This window comes from Stenotrophomonas sp. YJH_SMC_53 (genome assembly GCF_059369995.1).
The window spans coordinates 316,433-334,643 of sequence record NZ_JCAFTF010000005.1; the positions used below are offsets into that span (position 1 = coordinate 316,433).

At 67.9% G+C, this 18,211-nt stretch carries 18 protein-coding genes; 9 read left to right on the forward strand and 9 right to left on the reverse strand.

Annotation, left to right across the window (positions count from 1 at the left end):
- The first annotated feature begins 217 nt into the window (after window positions 1-217).
- On the forward strand, window positions 218-2,539 hold the full coding sequence (pacR, locus tag AC5P7X_RS10565) for a PacR family protein (RefSeq protein ID WP_495214788.1): 2,322 nt from the start codon (window positions 218-220) through the stop codon (window positions 2,537-2,539).
- Between the two features lie 51 nt (window positions 2,540-2,590).
- Window positions 2,591-3,670: an NAD(P) transhydrogenase subunit alpha gene (locus AC5P7X_RS10570; RefSeq protein WP_005415378.1), complete on the forward strand. Its 1,080-nt coding sequence runs from the start codon at window positions 2,591-2,593 to the stop codon at window positions 3,668-3,670.
- A 62-nt stretch (window positions 3,671-3,732) separates the two neighbouring features.
- Here AC5P7X_RS10570 and AC5P7X_RS10575 read toward each other — a convergent pair whose 3' ends face one another.
- From AC5P7X_RS10575 to AC5P7X_RS10585, 3 genes are read right to left on the reverse strand one after another with little or no spacing between them, the layout of a single operon-like run.
- Window positions 3,733-4,194 (reverse strand): DUF3106 domain-containing protein, encoded by a 462-nt coding sequence (locus AC5P7X_RS10575; protein WP_053500492.1) that lies wholly within the window; start codon window positions 4,192-4,194, stop codon window positions 3,733-3,735.
- A 3-nt stretch (window positions 4,195-4,197) separates the two neighbouring features.
- The gene (locus AC5P7X_RS10580) at window positions 4,198-4,524 is read right to left on the reverse strand and encodes a hypothetical protein (protein ID WP_053500490.1); all 327 of its coding nucleotides are present in this window, start codon (window positions 4,522-4,524) and stop codon (window positions 4,198-4,200) included.
- A complete protein-coding gene (locus tag AC5P7X_RS10585; protein ID WP_171958462.1) occupies window positions 4,521-5,105 on the reverse strand; it encodes an RNA polymerase sigma factor in 585 nt (194 codons plus the stop codon). Before AC5P7X_RS10585 ends, AC5P7X_RS10580 begins: the two co-directional genes overlap by 4 nt.
- 98 nt (window positions 5,106-5,203) lie before the next feature.
- Here AC5P7X_RS10585 and AC5P7X_RS10590 point away from each other — a divergent pair, with 98 nt between their 5' ends.
- Both AC5P7X_RS10590 and AC5P7X_RS10595 read left to right on the forward strand, forming a co-directional pair.
- Complete coding sequence (locus AC5P7X_RS10590; protein ID WP_171958463.1) at window positions 5,204-5,524, forward strand: NAD(P) transhydrogenase subunit alpha part 2; 321 nt, start codon at window positions 5,204-5,206, stop codon at window positions 5,522-5,524.
- A complete protein-coding gene (locus AC5P7X_RS10595; RefSeq protein ID WP_053500486.1) occupies window positions 5,521-6,981 on the forward strand; it encodes an NAD(P)(+) transhydrogenase (Re/Si-specific) subunit beta in 1,461 nt (486 codons plus the stop codon). Before AC5P7X_RS10590 ends, AC5P7X_RS10595 begins: the two co-directional genes overlap by 4 nt.
- Window positions 6,982-7,092: 111 nt before the next feature.
- Here the strand turns inward: AC5P7X_RS10595 and AC5P7X_RS10600 are convergent, their stop codons facing one another.
- Window positions 7,093-7,512, reverse strand: coding sequence for a membrane protein (locus AC5P7X_RS10600; protein ID WP_032953950.1), 420 nt, complete (start codon window positions 7,510-7,512; stop codon window positions 7,093-7,095).
- A 122-nt stretch (window positions 7,513-7,634) separates the two neighbouring features.
- Between AC5P7X_RS10600 and sufT the strand changes: the two genes are divergently transcribed.
- The 3 genes from sufT (at window position 7,635) to AC5P7X_RS10615 (ending at window position 11,533) form a co-directional block, all read left to right on the forward strand.
- On the forward strand, window positions 7,635-8,186 hold the full coding sequence (gene sufT, locus AC5P7X_RS10605) for a putative Fe-S cluster assembly protein SufT (protein ID WP_005415385.1): 552 nt from the start codon (window positions 7,635-7,637) through the stop codon (window positions 8,184-8,186).
- 59 nt (window positions 8,187-8,245) lie between these two features.
- Window positions 8,246-9,340, forward strand: a complete 1,095-nt coding sequence (locus AC5P7X_RS10610; RefSeq protein WP_005412326.1) for a branched-chain amino acid aminotransferase — start codon at window positions 8,246-8,248, stop codon at window positions 9,338-9,340.
- Window positions 9,341-9,790: 450 nt separating this feature from the next.
- On the forward strand, window positions 9,791-11,533 hold the full coding sequence (locus tag AC5P7X_RS10615) for a S8 family peptidase (protein ID WP_329843622.1): 1,743 nt from the start codon (window positions 9,791-9,793) through the stop codon (window positions 11,531-11,533).
- Between the two features lie 189 nt (window positions 11,534-11,722).
- Here AC5P7X_RS10615 and AC5P7X_RS10620 read toward each other — a convergent pair whose 3' ends face one another.
- From AC5P7X_RS10620 to wrbA, 3 genes are all read right to left on the reverse strand, one after another.
- Entirely contained in the window at window positions 11,723-12,208 is a 486-nt protein-coding gene (locus tag AC5P7X_RS10620; RefSeq protein ID WP_053501049.1) for an asparaginase domain-containing protein, read from the reverse strand.
- A gap of 79 nt (window positions 12,209-12,287) precedes the next feature.
- On the reverse strand, window positions 12,288-12,623 hold the full coding sequence (locus tag AC5P7X_RS10625; RefSeq protein ID WP_171958465.1) for a DUF2069 domain-containing protein: 336 nt from the start codon (window positions 12,621-12,623) through the stop codon (window positions 12,288-12,290).
- Window positions 12,620-13,213 (reverse strand): NAD(P)H:quinone oxidoreductase, encoded by a 594-nt coding sequence (wrbA, locus tag AC5P7X_RS10630; RefSeq protein ID WP_053501045.1) that lies wholly within the window; start codon window positions 13,211-13,213, stop codon window positions 12,620-12,622. The genes AC5P7X_RS10625 and wrbA overlap by 4 nt, the downstream gene beginning before the upstream one ends.
- Before the next feature lie 77 nt (window positions 13,214-13,290).
- On the opposite strand from wrbA, the gene AC5P7X_RS10635 reads away from it, so the two are divergent.
- The gene (locus AC5P7X_RS10635) at window positions 13,291-14,565 is read left to right on the forward strand and encodes a YihY family inner membrane protein (RefSeq protein ID WP_005415390.1); all 1,275 of its coding nucleotides are present in this window, start codon (window positions 13,291-13,293) and stop codon (window positions 14,563-14,565) included.
- Window positions 14,562-15,137 (forward strand): TlpA family protein disulfide reductase, encoded by a 576-nt coding sequence (locus tag AC5P7X_RS10640; RefSeq protein WP_053501043.1) that lies wholly within the window; start codon window positions 14,562-14,564, stop codon window positions 15,135-15,137. Before AC5P7X_RS10635 ends, AC5P7X_RS10640 begins: the two co-directional genes overlap by 4 nt.
- Window positions 15,138-15,671: 534 nt before the next feature.
- Here AC5P7X_RS10640 and ppk2 read toward each other — a convergent pair.
- Window positions 15,672-16,454 carry a polyphosphate kinase 2 gene (gene ppk2, locus AC5P7X_RS10645; protein WP_005415392.1) on the reverse strand — a complete coding sequence of 261 codons (783 nt, stop codon included), beginning with the start codon at window positions 16,452-16,454 and terminating at the stop codon, window positions 15,672-15,674.
- Between the two features lie 46 nt (window positions 16,455-16,500).
- A complete protein-coding gene (locus AC5P7X_RS10650; RefSeq protein WP_495214790.1) occupies window positions 16,501-18,207 on the reverse strand; it encodes an O-linked N-acetylglucosamine transferase, SPINDLY family protein in 1,707 nt (568 codons plus the stop codon).
- Window positions 18,208-18,211 lie beyond the last annotated feature (4 nt).

The window sequence follows — 18,211 nt, forward strand, 5'->3', positions numbered from 1 at the left end:
GGGAAACGGACAGCCGCTTCCCCTCGCCTCGTGGGCCTTGCACGGCTTACGATATCTGTCTTGCCGGGCCGCCGGTCATGAGGTTTGAAGTGAGGACTGTTTCACTGTCCGTGACGGGCTGGCCGGCCTACCATCGACGTTCCGGTACATGGGGTGTGCCGGAAACCGCGATGTCCATGCTGTCTGTCGTACCAGAGAAGGTGGGGAGCCTTCCCGAATGATGAGCGTGCCCACACCGATGGGATCGCCGGGCCATGACCCGGCCCAGCTCCAGCGTGCCCGGGACATGGTCCTGCCCGCGCTGTGCCAGGCCTTCGGGGCGGCACTGGCGCGCTTCGACGATGCCCTGTTCGACCGCGCCGGCAATGCCGGCTCGTCACAGCTGCTGTTCCTGGACGCAATGCGCGAACTGCGCCGCCGCCGTGAGGACATCGCGGCCGCTTTCGCAGGCCACCTGCAGCAGGCCTGGGCCGCATTGGCGGCGGGTGAGCCGCTGTCAGCCGAGGCGACCCTGTCCGGGCCGGCCGAGGATGGGCTCAGCCTGCTGGCCGAGCATGTGCTGGAATCCCGGTTGGCGGTGCGCAATTTCGCCACTGTCTTGCTGCGTGACTTCAAGCCGGTTCTGGCGCGGCTGGATCGCCGCCTGGGCCGGTTGATCGGCGGCGCGGAACTGGACGCGGACCACAACCCGATCAGCCCCGAACACCTGGGCGTGGCCATCCACGAAGCCTTTGCCGGCTGTGAACTGGCCCCGGAAGTGCATCTGGTGCTGATCAAGCTGTGCGAGCGCGACCTGCGTGCACCGGTCGGTCGCATCTACGAGAAGCTGGACGAGCAGCTGGCCGCAGCCGGCGTGATGTCGCAGATGGGGGCTCCGCAGCGCCCACAACCGCCGGCACCGGATCCGCGCATGGCCGGGATGCTGGATGACCTGGTCGAGCATCGCCACGGCGCGGGCGTCGATCCGGGGTTCAGCGATGACGAGCAGGCCGCACCGGCCTGGGCGCAGCGCTTCGCCGCCCGCTGGTCCGAGCGCCGCGGGCATATGCAGCAGCACCTCGGCGGCGATGATGGCGCCACCGGCGAGGCCTACGCTGGCCAGCAGGGCATGCTGCTGGAAGCGCTGCACGAGCTGCTGCAGCAGACCCGCCACGTGCGTGAGGACGCTACGTCTGCGGCACAGGTGGCGGTTGGCCAGCAGCGCCCGCTCAGCCAGCGCGAAATGATGTCGGTGCTGTCGCTGCTGCAGGCCACGCCCAGCGCCACCCTGCGCGCGGCCATCGGCGAGGACGGCGAATCGCTGGCGCAGCGCCTGAAGAGCGAAGTGCTGTCCAGCGCCACCCAGCTTGGCGTCGATCCGGGCCAGACCCGGCTGGACCCGCAGGATGAGGATGCCATCGACCTGGTCGGCATGCTGTTCGACGTGATGCTGGACGAGCGTGAACTGGAAGGCCGCTCGCGCGAACTGATCGGCCGCCTGGTGGTGCCTTTCGTCAAGGTCGCCATGCTCGACCGCCGCATGTTCGTGCAGAAGACCCACCCGGCGCGCAAGCTGCTCAACTCGCTGGCCGAGGCCTGCGAGGGCAACACCGGCGAGAGCCAGGCCGAGCGCATGCTGATGGCCAAGGTCGAAGAGATCATCGAGCGCCTGGTGGCCGAGTTCAACGAGAACCTGGCGATCTTCCTGACCCTGGAAGAGGAATTCCGCGAGTTCCTGGTGCAGCATCGCCGCCGCGTGGAAATCGCCGAGCGCCGTGCCGCAGAAACGCAGCGCGGCCAGGAAAAGCTGGAAATGGCCCGCAGCCGGGCCGGTGCGGAACTGGACCGCCGCATCGGTGACGCCACGCTGCCGCCGGCCATTGCCGAGTTCCTGCGCCAGCCGTGGCAGCATCATCTCACCCTGGCGCTGCTGCGCGAGGGAGAAGAAGGCGCGTCGGTGGCCGAGGCATTGAGCCTTGGCGATGGCCTGCTGGAGGAAGTGGCCGAGGCCCGCCGCCAGATCGTCGGCAAGCCGTGGCTGCAGGCCTGGCAGCCGGTGCTGGCCAAGGTGTTTGCCAGCGTCGGCGTGCACGGCGATGCGGCAACCGCCGCCATCGATGCCCTGCATGACACCCTGCAGGGCATCGCCGAATCGCGGCCGGAACTGCAGCGTGCGCTGCCGGAGCTGCCGCAGGTTGCCTTGCCGGCGCCGCCAGTGGCTGAATCGCCGGCGGTTGAGCTTGGCGGGCAGATTGACGCCGACGATTTCGACAACGCCGATGCCGACCGCTTCCGCCGCATGGAAATCGGCAACTGGCTGGACTTCGTCGACAAGGATGGCAAGGTGCAGGCGGGCAAGCTGTCCTGGGTCAGCCCGATTTCCTCGCGCCTGCTGTTCGTCAACCGTCGCGGCGTGCGCTTCTGCGTGGCCTCGCCGGAAGAGCTGGCGGTGATGATGCGGCTGGGCCGCCTGCGTGCCCACGTTGATGATGGCGCCTTCGACAGCGCCATGCAGGGCGTGATCGATCGCCTCGACCCGGGCAGCGCCACGCTGCACTGAGCGGGTGCTGCCTGCTAGGATCGGGAAACTCACCGATCAGCGGGGACCTGCATGGCCGTGGCGTTGCTGGGGATCAAGGAGACCGCGCCGGGCGAACGGCGCGTGGCACTGACGCCGGAGACCGCGCGCAGGCTCGGGGCCTTGGGCATTGCCGTCTGGTATGAGGCGGGCGCGGGTTTGGCCGCTGGTTTCACCGACGCCGCCTATGACGATGCCGGTGCACGCGTCTTCGACGCGGGCCGCTGGGCCGAGATCGATATCCTGCTGTGCGTGCAGGCCCCCCCTGCGGCGGTGCTGGAACAGCTCAAGCCCGGCGCCAGCGTGGTCGGCCTGCTGGCCCCGGCCAGCGATCCGGCGCTGGCCGCGCTGGCGGCCGATGGTCGCCTGCAGCTGTTCCCGCTGCAGCAGCTGCCGCGCACCACCCGTGCGCAGGCGATGGACGTCCTCAGTTCGCAGGCCGGCATGGCCGGCTACAAGGCGGCGCTGATCGCCGCCGAACGCGCGCCGCGCTTCTTCCCTATGCTGACCACTGCGGCCGGCACCGTGCGGCCGGCCAAGGTGCTGGTGATCGGTGCCGGCGTGGCGGGCCTGCAGGCCATCGCCACTGCGCGCCGCCTCGGTGCACAGGTGGAAGGCTTCGACGTGCGCCCGGAAACCCGCGAGCAGATCCAGTCACTGGGTGCACGCTTCCTCGACCTCGGGGTCAGCGCGGCGGGCGAGGGAGGCTATGCGCGGGCGCTGACCGATGACGAGCGCGCCGAGCAGCAGCGTCGGCTGGCCGACCACCTGCGCAGTGTGGACGTGGTGATCTGCACGGCTGCGGTACCCGGCCGCCCGGCGCCGACCATCGTGACCGCTGCGATGGTGGAAGGCATGGCCACCGGCAGCGTCATTGTTGATCTGGCAGCGGAAAGCGGCGGCAACTGCGCACTGACCCTGCCGGGGCAGTGCATCGAACACCAGGGCGTGACCATCGACGGTCCGCTGGGCCTGGCCAGCCGCGGCGCGACCCAGGCCAGCGAGATGTATGCACGGAACCTGCTCAACTTCGTTGCGCTGTTCGTGCGCGACGGGCAGCTCGGTTTCGATTGGGACGACGAACTGCTGGCGAAGACGCGCTGGCAGGCGTGAGTGATACGGGGTCAGATCCCTTTGCCTCTGGCAAAGGGATCTGACCCTGGTATCCCGAAGGCTTACCGTGGCTTCGCCGGCGGCGGGTTCTCCCGCACCCAGTCCTTGCGTTGCTCCGGCGTCATCTGCGACCAGCGCTCGCGCAGTGCGTCGCGCTGCGCGGGCGGCAGATCCCGCATCTGACCGAACAGGGCCCGGGCCTGCTCACGCTGTTCCGGGCTCATGTGCTCGAAGCGGCGCAGGCCGCGGCGGGCCTTGTCGCGTTCCTCCGGGCTCATCGATTGCCAGCGCTGGCCATGCGAGAGCATCCGCTGGCGCTGGCCGGCATCGGCGCTGTTCCAGCGGTCGCGCAGCGGCGCCAGCAAGGATTCCCGCTGCGCTTCACTCAACTGTTCCCAGGCCGGCAACGGTGGGGCTGGCGCGGGGCGTGCGGCAGGGGCGGGCGCGGCGTTCTGCGCCAATACCGGGAAGGCCGGCAGCAGCAACAGGGTCAACAGCAGCGGCAGGGTATGCAGTCGGGACATGGTTCACTCCATCGCCAGGTCGGTATCGCCCAGCCACAGGTACAGATCGGGATTTTCGTCGTACAGCACGCTGTTGTCTTCCACCGAGGCCAGCACCGGTGCCGGCACGGCGGGCGACAGGGGGCTGTGGCCGCTGAACTGCAGGCCGATCCCCAGCGCCACCACCAGAGAACAGGCGCTGGCCAGCCACCAGCGCCAGCGCCCGTGACGCGCCGCGCTGGCGCCGTGGCGGGCCTGGCGCAACCGTGCCAGCGTGGCCGGCGACAGCGCCTGCAGCGACTGCGCGTGCAGGTTGCGCAGCATGTCATCGGAGGGCAGGGAGCGGTTCACGGGTGAGTCTCCAGGTAGTCCTGCAGCGCCTGCCGGGCGCGTGCCAGATGGGTTTTTACCGCGCCTTCGCTGCAGCCCATGGCGCGGGCAGTGGTGGTTCCGTCCAGGTCCTGCAGCACCCGCAGGGTGAAGGCCTCGCGCTGGCGTGCGGGCAGGGTACGCAGGGCCTGCACCAGGTGCTGGTACTGCTGGCGCTGTTCGTGCGCCTGCGCCGGGTCCGGGCCGGGGTCGGCCCAGTCGATTCCGCCTCCGTCGGCGTCCTGGTTGTCGCGCCAGAACGGCAGGCGGAAACGGCGCCGGCGCTGCAGGTCGATCACGCGGCGGCGCAGGATGCTCCAGAAAAGGGGCGCCCATTCGGCCGCCGGCTTGTCGGCGTAGTCCAGCATGCGCATCAGCGCGTCCTGAACCGCGTCCATGGCGTCTTCGCGCTGGCGCAGGCCGGCCTCGGCGAAACGGAACGCGCGCGGGCCGACGCTGGCCAGGAACGCCTCCAGCGATGCTGGCAGGGCATCGGTGTCGGCGCTCGGGGGGACGGGGCTGCTCACCAGCACAGGGTACGGTTCCTCGCTCGGGGTCACCATCGACAACGCGTGAGCGTCACCGCGGTTGACGCCGGGTGCGCGCCGGGTTCAGCCCGTGGTTATGATGGGCCGACGAAGACAGAGCGGGAGCGTTGCCAGTGAGTGACGGGTTCGTAGCGCTGTACATCTTCATGCTGGCGGCCATCGCCGGCCACGTGATCATTTCGCGGGTGCCGGTGATCCTGCATACCCCGCTGATGTCGGGTTCCAACTTCATCCACGGCATCGTGCTGATCGGCGCGATGGTGGTGCTGGGGCACGCGCAGACGCCGCTGGAAAAGGCGCTGGGCTTCCTTGCCGTGGTGCTCGGTGCCGGCAATGCCGCCGGTGGCTACGTGGTCACCGCGCGCATGCTGGAGATGTTCAAGCCGAGCGCGCCCAAGGGCGGCAGGGACGAACCGAAGGAGCCACAGGGTTGAACATCAGCACCGTCGAACTGCTCGACTGGCTGGTCAAGGCCAGCTACCTCGTCGCCGCCACGCTGTTCCTGCTGGGTCTGCAGCGCATGGCTTCGCCGCTGACCGCGCGCAGCGGCATCCGCTGGGCCGGGCTGGGCATGCTGCTGGCCACGGTGGCGACCTTCTTCCTGCCTGAACTGCACAACGTGCCGCTGATCCTGGTGGCACTGCTGCTGGGCGCGGGCCTGGCCTGGTGGTCGGCCGGCAAGGTGGCCATCACCGACATGCCGCAGATGGTGGCGTTGTACAACGGCATGGGCGGTGGTTCGGCCGCGGCGATCGGTGCGGTGGAACTGCTGCGCTATGCCTTCCTTGCCAACCGCGATACCCGCCATTGGAGCGAGCAGGCGCTGGCCGACCTGGCCGCGCGCCAGCCGTCGGGCATGGTGCTGCTGCTGGCGGTGGTCGGCGCGGCGATCGGTGCGGTCTCGCTTTCCGGTTCGGTGATCGCCTGGGCCAAACTGGACGGACGACTGGACAAGCGCGTGACCTGGCCCGGCCAGCAGGTGATGAACCTGATGGTGGCACTGGTAGTGGCGGTGCTGGCGATCATCGCGGCCAGCACGCTCAACACCTCGGCAATCGTCGCCTTCTTCGTGCTGGCGCTGGCACTGGGCGTGCTGATGACGTTGCCGATCGGTGGCGCCGACATGCCGGTGGTGATCTCGCTGTACAACGCATTCACCGGCCTGGCGGTGTCCTTCGAAGGTTATGTGCTGGGCAATGAGGCGCTGATCATCGCCGGCATGATGGTCGGCGCGGCCGGCATCCTGCTGACCCGGCTGATGGCCAAGGCGATGAACCGGCCGATCCGCAACGTGCTGTTCTCCAACTTCGGCGGTGGTGCCGGAGGCGAGGCACAGGCGATCACCGGCGCGCAGAAGCCCATCGAAGCGTCGGACGTCGCGGCGATGATGGCCTTTGCCGAGCGCGTGGTGATCGTGCCCGGCTACGGCATGGCGGTGGCACAGGCCCAGCACAAGATCTGGGAACTGGCGCAGCGGCTGGGCCAGCGCGGCGTGAAAGTGAAGTTCGCGATCCACCCGGTGGCCGGGCGCATGCCCGGACACATGAACGTGCTGCTGGCCGAGGCCGGCGTGCCCTACGACCTGATTGCCGACATGGACGACATCAACCCCGAATTCGCCAATACCGATGTGGTGCTGGTGATCGGTGCCAACGACGTGGTCAATCCGGTGGCGCGGACCGACCCGGCCAGCCCGATCTACGGCATGCCGGTGCTGGACGTGGTCAACGCGCGCAACGTGGTGGTGATCAAGCGTGGCAAGGGCACCGGCTTTGCCGGCATCGAGAATGCGCTGTTCTACGCCGACAACACCCGCATGCTCTATGGCGACGGCGCCGAAGCGGCGGCCTCGCTGGTGAGCGAACTGAAGGCGCTCGACGGCGGGCATTGAGGCCGTACCGGTAGCGCCGGGCCATGCCCGGCGGCGTTTCGTGCGGACCGCTGCGCTCGCCGGGCATGGCCCGGCGCTACCCTCATCCACGCGTGACGTGGATCTGCGCGCTCAGCGCGCCAGCCAGGCACCTACGGCCACGGCCACGGCCAGCCACAGCCATTCCACCGCGCCATTGGCCAGGCTGATCAGGGTCCAGGCCAGGTGCGGGCCCATCCGCGTGGTGGCATCCCACAGGTCCAGGCCGATCGAGCCGCCCATCCAGGCGCTGGCGATGGCCCAGTTGGCCACGGCGGCCACCAGCAGGGTGCCGAGCACGACCAGGGCGACGCGCAGCCGGCCTGGGCCCAGCGTGCCCAGGCGCAGCATGAACACCAGTTCCAGGGCGGCCAGCACCGCCATCCAGCCGACCTGCCGGCCGGTCATCAGCGCCAGGACCATCCAGGCGAGGGGAGCGACAAACAGGCCCAGCAGCAGCATGAGGGGCCAGAGCCAGGTCACGGTCCTGGCACGCGCGGCATTGGAGGACATCGAAGCTCCCAGAAGATCACCCACAGGATACTGTGGTTTGCCGCAGTGCACCGGCGGTGCGGGGGCGGCTGGGCTAGAATGCCGTCTTGCGTGGCCTCAGCCACGGCCCCATATCGGTCCCCATGTATTCCCGTAGCAGCGAACCTGTCCACTTCGAACGCGATTGCGAGGCCGTGATGGTCCCGCAGGGCGATACCGTGACCCTGCCTGCCGGCAGCTATGGGTACATCACCCAGGCGCTGGGCGGCAGTTATTCGGTGTTCGTCGAGGGCAACCTGTTCCGCATCGCCGGCAAGGACGGCGATGCCATCGGCAAGGAGGCACCGGCGCCGCTCGAGCTGCCGGCCGACGCCACCGATGAACAGGTGGAGCAGCTGGTGTGGCAGCAGCTGCGCACCTGCTTCGATCCGGAAATTCCGGTCAACATCGTGGAACTGGGCCTGGTCTATGAAGTCGAGATCAAGCACCTGGATGAGGGCAAGCGCGAGATCGACGTGAAGATGACCCTGACCGCCCCGGGCTGCGGCATGGGCGAGATCCTGGTCGACGACGTGCGCAGCAAGCTTGAAATGATCCCGACGGTGGCCGAGGCCGACGTCGACCTGGTGTTCGACCCGCCGTGGAACCAGCACATGATGTCCGAGGCGGCCCGGCTAGAGACCGGCATGCTTTGACCCAGGGCCCGCAGTGACGCGGGCCCGGCACTACCCGCAACCAGAACAGGAATCCTCCGGTGTCCCAGTCCATCCCCAGCTTCGCCGTCACCCGTTCGGACCACCCGCGCAGCGCTGAAGAGCGCGCCAAGATCCTGGAGAAGCCGGGCTTCGGCCTGCACTTCACCGATCACATGGTGGAAGTGCGCTGGGACAAGGATGCCGGCTGGCACAATGCCAATGTGCGCGCCTACGGCCCGCTGCAGCTGGACCCGGCCGCCGCAGTGCTGCATTACGGCCAGGAAATCTTCGAAGGCATCAAGGCCTACCGCCACGCCGACGGTTCGATCTGGACCTTCCGCCCGGATGCCAACGGCCGTCGCCTGCAGCGTTCGGCGCAGCGCCTGGCGTTGCCGGAACTGCCGGTGGAGATCTTCGTCGAATCGCTGAAGCAGCTGATCGCCGTCGACAGTGACTGGGTGCCTTCGGCCGATGAGTCGAGCCTGTATTTCCGTCCGTTCATGATCGGCGACGAGGCCTTCCTCGGCGTGCGCGGCGCCCACAAGGCCGGCTACTACGTCATCGCCAGCCCGGCCGGCCCGTACTTCGCCAAGGGCGTTGCCCCGGTGTCGATCTGGCTGTCCACCGAGTACGCGCGTGCGGCCAAGGGCGGCACCGGTGCTGCCAAGTGCGGTGGTAACTACGCCGCCTCGCTGCTCCCGCAGCAGAAGGCGCAGGCACAGGGCTGCTCGCAGGTGCTGTTCCTCGACCCGGTCGAAGGCAAGTACCTGGAAGAACTGGGCGGCATGAACGTGTTCCTGGTCTACAAGGACGGCACGCTGGTCACCCCGGAACTGTCGGGCAGCATCCTCGAGGGCATCACCCGCGAGAGCATCCTGCAGCTGGCCCGCGACCGTGGCATGAAGGTCGAAGAGCGCAAGGTCAGCATCGACGAGTGGAAGGACGGCGTCGCCTCCGGTGCGATCAGCGAAGTGTTTGCCTGTGGCACCGCCGCGGTGGTCACCCCGATCGGCCAGCTGAAGGGCGAGGGCTTCTCGGTGGGCGACATCAACGCGCCGGCCGGTGAAGTCACCATGTCGCTGCGCAAGGAACTGACCGATATCCAGTATGGCCGCCTGCCGGACCGCCACAACTGGCTGGTCAAGCTGGGCTGATCGCCCACATCGAATCGTAGAGCCGAGCCCGCGCCCGGCTGCGCTTCTGGAAAGCCCGTCCCCGCGACGGGCTTTCTGCGTTTCAGGCCAAGGGTCAGATCCCTTTCCGCGTGAAAAGGGATCTGACCCCGGATCGGTGGACGCCGATGTCGGCAAAGTCATTCCAGGACACGTGACGACCCAGTCAGGTCTGTGCAGGGCACGAGAAAGTTCCTTCACCTTCACAAACCTTCGACCCGAAAAGTCTCAGAACGAACATTTCATCTTGCTGAAAAGACGCTGAAAATCTTGTGGTGTCCGGTTTCGGCCATTAGCGTCATCTGCACGGCGGATCGTTAGGGGGATCCGCTGACTCGCCGGACTTCGAACCTCGCCAACGCAAGCCAGCCCAGGGTTCGGGCCGGTGCTTCTGCCGATTCCGGCATTCACACCACAAGAAAGGGAAATACGATGTCCCAGGTAACGCAACCGCGTGTGCGTCGAGTGTGGGTGGTCCTTGGTGCGTCCGTTCTGTCATCGCTGCTGCTGGCCACGCCTGCGCTGGCCGGTGACGTCCAGCTCAGCGGCCTGCAGTCCGCGCCGACGCACCAGCGCTTCATCGTGAAGTACCGCGACGGTAGTGCGCCGGTGGCCAACACCACCGCACTGGCCTCTTCGCTGAAGAGTGCCGCCGCCGGCCTGGCCAGCAGCCAGGGCCGCGCGCTGGGCCTGCAGGAGGTCCGCAAGCTGGCCGTTGGCCCGACCCTGGTCAGGACCGATCGGCCGCTTGACCAGGCCGAATCCGAGCTGCTGATGCGCAAGCTCGCCGCCGACCCGAACGTGGAATACGTCGAAGTCGACCAGATCATGCGTGCGACGCTGACCCCGAATGACGCCCGCTTCAGCGAGCAATGGGGCTTCGGTACCTCCAACGCGTCGATCAACGTGCAGCCGGCCTGGGACAAGGCTACCGGCACCGGCGTGGTGGTGGCCGTGATCGATACCGGCATCACCAACCATCCCGATCTCAACGCCAACATCCTGCCTGGCTATGACTTCATCAGCGATGCCGCGATGGCGCGCGATGGCGGTGGCCGCGACAACAACCCGAATGACGAGGGCGACTGGTACGGCGCCAACGAGTGCGGCTCGGGCATCCCGGCCTCCAACTCCAGCTGGCACGGTACCCACGTCGCCGGCACTGTGGCTGCGGTGACCAACAACAGCACCGGCGTGGCCGGTACTGCGTTCAATGCCAAGGTCGTCCCGGTGCGCGTGCTGGGCAAGTGCGGCGGTTACACCTCCGACATCGCCGACGCGATCGTGTGGGCCTCTGGCGGCACCGTCAGTGGCGTGCCGGCCAACGCCAATCCGGCCGAAGTCATCAACATGTCGCTGGGGGGTGGCGGCAGCTGCTCCACCACCTACCAGAACGCCATCAACGGCGCGGTCAGCCGTGGCACCACCGTGGTGGTCGCCGCCGGCAACAGCAACACCAACGTGTCCTCGTCGGTGCCGGCCAACTGCCCGAACGTGATTGCCGTGGCGGCCACAACCTCGGCCGGTGCGCGTGCCAGCTTCTCCAACTACGGCACCGGCATCGACATCTCAGCACCGGGCCAGAGCATCCTGTCCACCCTCAACACCGGCACCACCACGCCTGGCAGCGCCAGCTACGCGTCGTACAACGGCACCTCGATGGCGGCGCCGCACGTGGCCGGCGTGGTTGCGCTGATGCAGTCGGTCGCGCCAAGCCCGCTGAGCCCGGCGCAGGTCGAAAGCATCATCAAGAGCACTGCACGCCCGCTGCCGGGCGCCTGCTCGGGTGGCTGCGGCGCCGGCATCGTCGACGCCAACGCGGCCGTGGCTGCGGCGATCAACGGCGGTGGCAACCCGAACCCGGGTGGCAACGTGCTGCAGAACAACGTGCCGGTGACCGGCCTGGGCGCCGCAACCGGTGCCGAGCTGAACTACACCGTCGCCGTTCCGGCCGGTAGCAGCCAGCTGCGCGTGACGATCAGTGGCGGCAGCGGCGATGCCGACCTGTACGTGCGCCAGGGCAGTGCCCCGACCGATACCAGCTACACCTGCCGTCCGTACCTGAGTGGCAACAGCGAGACCTGCACCATCAACAGCCCTGCCGCCGGCACATGGTATGTGCGGGTGAAGGCCTACAGCACCTTCTCGGGCGTGACCCTCAACGCCCAGTACTGAGCCCAAGTCCCTCTCCAAGGGCACGCCCTGGCTTCGGCCGGGGCGTTTTCGCTTCTGCAGAGCCGAGTCCATGCTCGGCTGCTCCGGCTGCCGACCGTTGTGCCACGCTGGCACGCCGTTGCCGAGCATGGCCCGGCACTACAAGGACAGTGCTCTGGCAGGTGCCGACCTTGGTCGGCACGCGGTTCCTCAGACCGACTCGAAGCGGTTCGCAGCCACGTTCTTGCGCACGTGCTGCGGGTCGAAGATCCGCCCGTTCATCGCGATGTACACGCCGCTCGGCAGCGACTGCACCGCACCGATCGCGCAGCCGATGTTGAACTCGGCATCCGAGCCGCGGAAGCGTGCCGGGCTCAGTGCGCCGGTCATCACGATGGTCTTGTCGGGGATCGTCGCCAGCACCTTGCCGGTGTGCACCATCGAGTCGGTGCCGTGGGTCACCAGGACGTGCCGGGTCGGCTGCGCGGCGATGGTGGCGCGGATCAGTTCGCGGTCCTCATCGTTGATGTGCAGCGAATCCTTGCGCAGGATCGGAATCACGTTGAAGCGGAACGTCACGCCCAGCTCGCGCAGGATCATGCCGATCTGCGGATCGCCGATCTGGTAGTCCGACTTGTCGTCGAAGTAGATCTTGTCGATCGTGCCACCGGTGGTGACGACCAGGAGCTCTTCCATCATGTGCATGCGCGAAACCAGGACAGGTACTGCGGCGCGGGGCCAGGAATGCAGATGATACGACCCAGCGGGCGCAGCGTCAGCGTTGCTTGCCGAAGCGGGCGCGCAGGCCGGGCAGGCTGGCGCTGAAGATCACCAGGAGGGCCAGCGCGATCTCGATCAGCGACAGCCAGCGCGTTTCCGGGTGGCTCCAGGCGCTCATCACGCCGTGGCTGAACCAGCCCAGCGCCAGTACCGAGGCCCAGAATCCGGCCTTGCGCCAGCCCAGGCGCACGGCGATGGCCAGCGCCAGCGGCGGTGCGGTGAACACCAGCTGGGTCGCCAGCCAGTGCTTGTCATTGATGAACCAGCCCGCGAACAGCGCGGCCAGCCCCATCAGGGCCAGCAGCAGGACCGTGCGCGGCGCGGCGCTCATCGGGCCAACCGCTGCGCGATGCCGGCCACCCGGCGCCCCAGCGCGCGCGCCAGCACGGCTTCGTCGTCGGTCGGCTGCGGGTCGTCGGCGGCACCGGCTACGTGGCTGGCGCCATAGGGTGTGCCGCCACTGGTGGTATGGCTCAGCGCCGGTTCGGTGAACGGGATGCCGACGATCACGCAGCCATGGTGCAGCAGCGGCACCTGCATCGACAGCAGGGTCGATTCCTGGCCGCCATGCATGGATGCGGTGGACGTGAACACGCCGGCCGGCTTGCCGGACAGGGTGCCATTGACCCATTCGGCGCCCAGCCCATCCAGGAAATGCTTCACCGGCGCGGCCATGTTGCCGAAGCGGGTCGGGCTGCCGAGCAGCAGGCCCTGGCATTCGACCAGGTCCTGCACGCTTACATAGGGGGCGCCATCTTCGGGTACCGGCGGCTGCGCGGTCTGGGTCACTGCGGCCACCGGCGGCACCGTGCGCAGGCGCGCGGTCATGCCCGGCACTTCGCCGATGCCCCGCGCGATCTGGCGCGCCAGCCGTGCCACCGAACCGCCCCGGCTGTAATACAGCACCAGAATCTCGCCCATCGTGCCCGCTTCTCCTCGTCGTGTGGCCACCAGTATGGCTATCCTGCGAGCATTCCGCATCGGGTACCCTTCCACCGATGGAACCTTTGGATACGCTCAACCTGTGGATGGAGCGCGCGCGGGATCGCGCACGGGCCATCAGTTTCGGCCGCTTCCTGTGGCATCGCTTCCTCGACGACCGCCTGTTCCAGGCAGCGGCGGCGCTGGCGTACACCACGGTGTTCGCGCTGGTGCCGCTGGCCATCGTGGTATTCGGCGTGCTCTCGGCCTTTCCCGTTTTCGACCGCTGGAGCGATCAGCTCAGCGACTACGTGTTCTCCAACTTCGTGCCCTCTGCTGCGCGCGCGGCCGAGGGTTACCTGCGGCAGTTTTCGGCGAGTGCCGGCCAGCTGACGGCCGCCGGCTTCATCGCACTGGTCGCCTCACTGCTGATCACGCTCAACAGCGTGGAAGAGACCTTCAACCAGATCTGGCGGGTCGGCTCGAGCCGGCCCAAGCTGACCCGCTTCCTGGTCTACTGGACCGTGCTGACCCTGGGCGCGATGCTTGCCGCCGCATCGCTGGCAGTATCGGCGAGGGTGTTCGCGATGCCGTTGTTCGGTACCCAGGAGGGCCGTTGGTTGGCCGAACTGGCGCTGCGGCTGGCACCGATCCTGATCGAGTTCGTCTGTATCACGCTGATGTTCCGCGTGGTACCGCACCACACGGTGAAATGGCGGCATGCCGTGCCCGGCGCGATCCTGGCGGCGGTCATCCTTGAACTGGTGAAGTGGGGCATCGGCGCGTATCTGGGCAGCTTCCAGTCCTATCAGAAGCTGTATGGCACGGTCGCCTTCGTGCCGATCCTGCTGCTGTGGATCTACCTGTGCTGGGTGGCGGTGCTGCTGGGTGCGTCGCTGGCCTCCTCGATGGCCGCCTTCCGCTACCAGCCGGTCGAGCTGCGCCTGCCGCAGGGGTACGAGTTCTATGGGCTGCTGCGCCTGCTTGGCCGCTTCCAGCATGCACGGGCCAAGGGCAAAGGCCTGGCCGATGACGAGATCCTGCGGCTGGAGCCGATGCTGACCGATTCACTGCTGCAGGACCTGATCTGCAACCTGCAGGAGATCGACCTGCTGCGCCGCGATGAGCGCGGCGAGTGGCTGCTGTCACGCGACCTGGACCAGGTCAGCCTGGCCGATCTGTACGAATGCACCCAGCTGCGCATCCCGGTAGCCGAGCAGCACCTCCCGTACCGCGACGACAGCCTGGGCCGTGCCGCCTTGGCGGCGCTGGATGACCTGCGACTGCCCCTGCGCGAACGCCTGAAGCGCAAGGTCAGTGATATCTATACCGACTCTGGAGACACCCCATGACCCGCAAGACGTCGTTGCCGCTACTGCTCCCGTTGACCCTGCTGCTGGCCCTGGCGGCCTGCAAACCGGCCCAAGAGCCGGCACCGGCCAGCAGCCAGCCACCGGCGCAGGCACCGACGCCGAGCACGCCGGCACCGGTCGAGGAAACCCCGGCCGAGCGCACCACCGCCGAGTTCCCGACGCTGAAGATGAAGGCGGTGGATGGCAGCGACTACGACCTGGCCGCGCATCGCGGCAAGTGGGTAGTGGTGAACTTCTGGGCCACCTGGTGCGCGCCGTGCCGCAAGGAAATGCCCGAGCTGTCGGCCCTGCATGCGATGCGTAGCAACATCGAAGTGGTCGGCTTGGCCTACGAGGACATTGAAGTGCCGGAGATGCAGTCGTTCCTGGCCAAGCATCCGGTGACCTATCCGATCGTGATCGTGGACCCGTTCGATCCGCCGGCCGACTTCGCCACGCCGCGTGGCCTGCCGCTGACGCATCTGCTGGACCCGCAGGGCAAGCTGGCGCACACGTTCCTTGGCCCGGTGACCGCCGCCGACATCGAAAAGCAGATCGCGGCTGCCAAGTAGTGGGTTGGTCGGCAGGGCCTGCGGCCCTGCACCCGCGGTAGTGCCGGCCGCTGGCCGGCAGCAACAGCAACAGCCGAAGCAACAGCAACAGCGGGCTATCCGTGGGATGGCGGGGCGGTGTCGGAGTGCGGGGAGGCCGCAAGTACGTCCATGTAGGCTTGGCAGCCGCATCCATGCGGCTGACACCCCGCACTCCGACACCGCCCCACCTCTGACAGATTCCTCATGTCTGGTAGATCCACGCCATGCGTGGATGATTCTCCAGACAAATCGAATATTTCGAATTGAATTCGAAGAGCATCCACGCATGGTGTGGATCAACGACAGATCGCGGAAATCTGTCGAAGGCGGGGTGGGTCCGGGTGCGGGGGCGTGAGCCGCATGGATGCGGCGACCGAGCTTACATGGACGTACTTGCAGCGCCCCCCGCACCCGGACCCGCCCCGCCATCCCTCAGGAAGCCCGCCGTTGCTGTTGCTGTTGCCGTTGCTCTGGCTTCGGCAGGTGCAGGGCCGCAGGCCCTCCCGACCCACCCTAATCCTCGACCGGGAAATCCTCGATCGGCTTCAGCACATCGTAGTGCTCGCGATGCAGCTTGCCCTTCAGCTTCGGCAGCTCCGGCAACGGCGCATCCACCCGCGTGTCCGGCAACCGGTCCAGCAGGTTGCGCACCAGCGTCAGCCGCCCCAGCCGCTGGTCGTTGAAGTCCACCAGCGTCCACGGCGCCGCCTCGCGATGCGTCGCGCGCAGCATCGCCTCGCGTGCCTCGGTGTACGCGCTGTACTTGCTGCGCGATTTCAGGTCGACCGGTGAGAGCTTCCAGCCCTTCAGCGGATCGAGATGGCGTTCGGCGAAGCGCTTTTCCTGTTGCTCCTGGTCCACGCACAACCAGTACTTGAACAGCAGGATGCCGTCGTCCACCAGCAGCTGTTCGAACACCGGCGCCTGGCGCAGGAACTGCTGGTACTCGGTTTCGCTGCAATAGCCCATCACCCGTTCAACACCGGCGCGGTTGTACCAGCTGCGGTCCATCAGCACGATCTCGCCGGCGGCGGGAAGATGCGCGGCGTAACGCTGGAAGTACCACTGCGTGGCTTCACGGTCGGTGGGCTTGGGCAGCGCCACCACCCGGCATTGGCGCGGGTTGAGATGCTGGCTGATGGCCTGGATCGCGCCGCCCTTGCCGGCTGTATCGCGGCCTTCGAACAGCACCAGCAGGCGTTGCCCGCTGTACTGCACCCAGCGCGCCATTGCAGTCAGTTCCAGCTGCAGCGGCAGCAGCAGTTCGTCGTAGTCCTTGCGCTTGAGCTTGGCCATCGTCACACCACGCGGGGAGGAAGCCGGAGCGTAGCGCACGGGTTGCTCAGGGGGTGTCGACGCCCTGCCAGCCTTGCTCGCCCGCCAGCGTCTGCAGCAGGGCGGAAAAGTCATGGGCAAAACCTGCCATGTCGAATACACCACTGTCTTCGCGTGCCTGCGCCAGTTCGGCACGCAACGCTGCCAGCGCCACCGGGTCGTTGCCCAGCGCGCTGGCGGTGGCGATGAACGCCGCATCGTCGGCAACGTTCATCCGCGAAAGACCCAGATGATGGTTGAGGCTGCCGGCCACGCGCGCGGCGAAGGTATCGCCCGGGCAGGTCAGCACCGGGCAGCCGGCCCACAGCGCATCGGAGGCGGTGGTGTGCGCGTTGTACGGATGGGTGTCGAGGAACAGGTCGGCCAGGTGATAGCGGGCCAGGTACTGCGGATGCGGCAGCTTGGCCATGAACACCAGGCGCGCCGGATCCAGGCCGGCGGCCTGCGCGGCCGCACGCAGGCGCGCATCGGCCTTGCCGGGCCCGGACAGCAGCCACAGCACGCTGCCGGGCACGGCCTGCAGCACTGCGAAGGCGCGGCCCATGCTGCGCGGGTTGAGCTTGTAGCTGTTGTTGAAGCAGCAGAACACCACGCCGTGTTCCGGCAGCCCGCACTCGGCGCGGGACGGTGCCGGTTCCAGTACGCGGGTGTTGTCCGAGGGCTGGAAGGCACGTGGCAGGCGCAGGACGCGTTCGCTGAAGTGACGTTCCAGCGATGCCGGCAGCACGAATTCGTCGGCGACCACGGCATCCAGCCAGCGCGCACCCGATGTGCCGGGGTAGGCCAGCCAGTTCAGCTGCAACGGGGCCGGGCGCATGGCCAGCACTTCGGGCGTGCCGCCGCCCCCCCAGCCGCGCAGGTCGAACAGCAGGTCGATGCCCTGTGCACGGATGCGGGCCGCGATGTCGGCATGCCGCAGTGCGGCCACGTCATGCAGGCGGGCCGCAGCCTGCAGGCGTTCGCGGATGCGGCTGCCATCGGCGCGGTTCAGCGCGAACAGGTGCAGCTGCAGCGCCGGGTCATGGCGCAGGTGTTCGAGCAGGGCCACGGTCAGCAGCCCGGTGGGATGGGCGCCGAAGCCATTGGAGAGGAAGCCGACGCGCAACGCGCCGTGCTCGCGAACCTTCACTGCAGGAAGGGGGCGCACCGCCGACGCAACGACCGCCGCGCGTGCGCGCGCACAGGCCAACTGCTCCGCAGCGCTTACGTCTTCACTGAGGAAGGCGAAGGGTTCCACTGCACCCTGCCCGGAAGCGAGCGCGGCACGTACCTGCGCAGCCAGCGTGTCCACGTCCTGCCAGTCACACAGGCGGCGCTGCCAGGCCAGGCGCTGGGCCGCGATGTAGGGTTCGCCCGGCATCAGCGCGTGCGCGCGGCGATAGGCCGCTGCTGCGCCTTCGGCATCATCGGCATCTTCCAGCGCATGCCCCAGCCACAGCGCGATGCCCGGGTGCTGCGGGGCCAATGCCGAGGCCTGGCCGAGCAGCTTCGCCGCGTCGGTGTGCGCGCCGGCCATCCACGCCACGCGGCCCAGCCGCGCCAGCGCTTCGGGGTGGTTCGGGCGCAGTTGCAGGGCGTGTCGTGCGGCCTGCTCGCCGGCAGCGATGTCGCCGGCTTCCAGTTCCAGGTCGGCCAGCATCACCCAGGCGACGAAGTCGCCGGGCTGGCGTGCGATCGCCTGCTGCAGGTGCTGCCGCTGCTGCCAGGCCGTCATCGTG

Coding starts and splice junctions, on each gene's coding strand:
- pacR (WP_495214788.1), top strand. CDS start 218: ATGATGAGCGTGCCCACACCGATGGGATCGCCGGGCCATGACCCGGCC.
- AC5P7X_RS10570 (WP_005415378.1), top strand. CDS start 2,591: ATGGCCGTGGCGTTGCTGGGGATCAAGGAGACCGCGCCGGGCGAACGG.
- AC5P7X_RS10575 (WP_053500492.1), bottom strand. CDS start 4,194: ATGTCCCGACTGCATACCCTGCCGCTGCTGTTGACCCTGTTGCTGCTG.
- AC5P7X_RS10585 (WP_171958462.1), bottom strand. CDS start 5,105: ATGGTGACCCCGAGCGAGGAACCGTACCCTGTGCTGGTGAGCAGCCCC.
- AC5P7X_RS10600 (WP_032953950.1), bottom strand. CDS start 7,512: ATGTCCTCCAATGCCGCGCGTGCCAGGACCGTGACCTGGCTCTGGCCC.
- sufT (WP_005415385.1), top strand. CDS start 7,635: ATGTATTCCCGTAGCAGCGAACCTGTCCACTTCGAACGCGATTGCGAG.
- AC5P7X_RS10615 (WP_329843622.1), top strand. CDS start 9,791: ATGTCCCAGGTAACGCAACCGCGTGTGCGTCGAGTGTGGGTGGTCCTT.
- AC5P7X_RS10620 (WP_053501049.1), bottom strand. CDS start 12,208: ATGGAAGAGCTCCTGGTCGTCACCACCGGTGGCACGATCGACAAGATC.
- AC5P7X_RS10625 (WP_171958465.1), bottom strand. CDS start 12,623: ATGAGCGCCGCGCCGCGCACGGTCCTGCTGCTGGCCCTGATGGGGCTG.
- wrbA (WP_053501045.1), bottom strand. CDS start 13,213: ATGGGCGAGATTCTGGTGCTGTATTACAGCCGGGGCGGTTCGGTGGCA.
- AC5P7X_RS10635 (WP_005415390.1), top strand. CDS start 13,291: ATGGAACCTTTGGATACGCTCAACCTGTGGATGGAGCGCGCGCGGGAT.
- AC5P7X_RS10640 (WP_053501043.1), top strand. CDS start 14,562: ATGACCCGCAAGACGTCGTTGCCGCTACTGCTCCCGTTGACCCTGCTG.
- ppk2 (WP_005415392.1), bottom strand. CDS start 16,454: ATGGCCAAGCTCAAGCGCAAGGACTACGACGAACTGCTGCTGCCGCTG.
- AC5P7X_RS10650 (WP_495214790.1), bottom strand. CDS start 18,207: ATGACGGCCTGGCAGCAGCGGCAGCACCTGCAGCAGGCGATCGCACGC.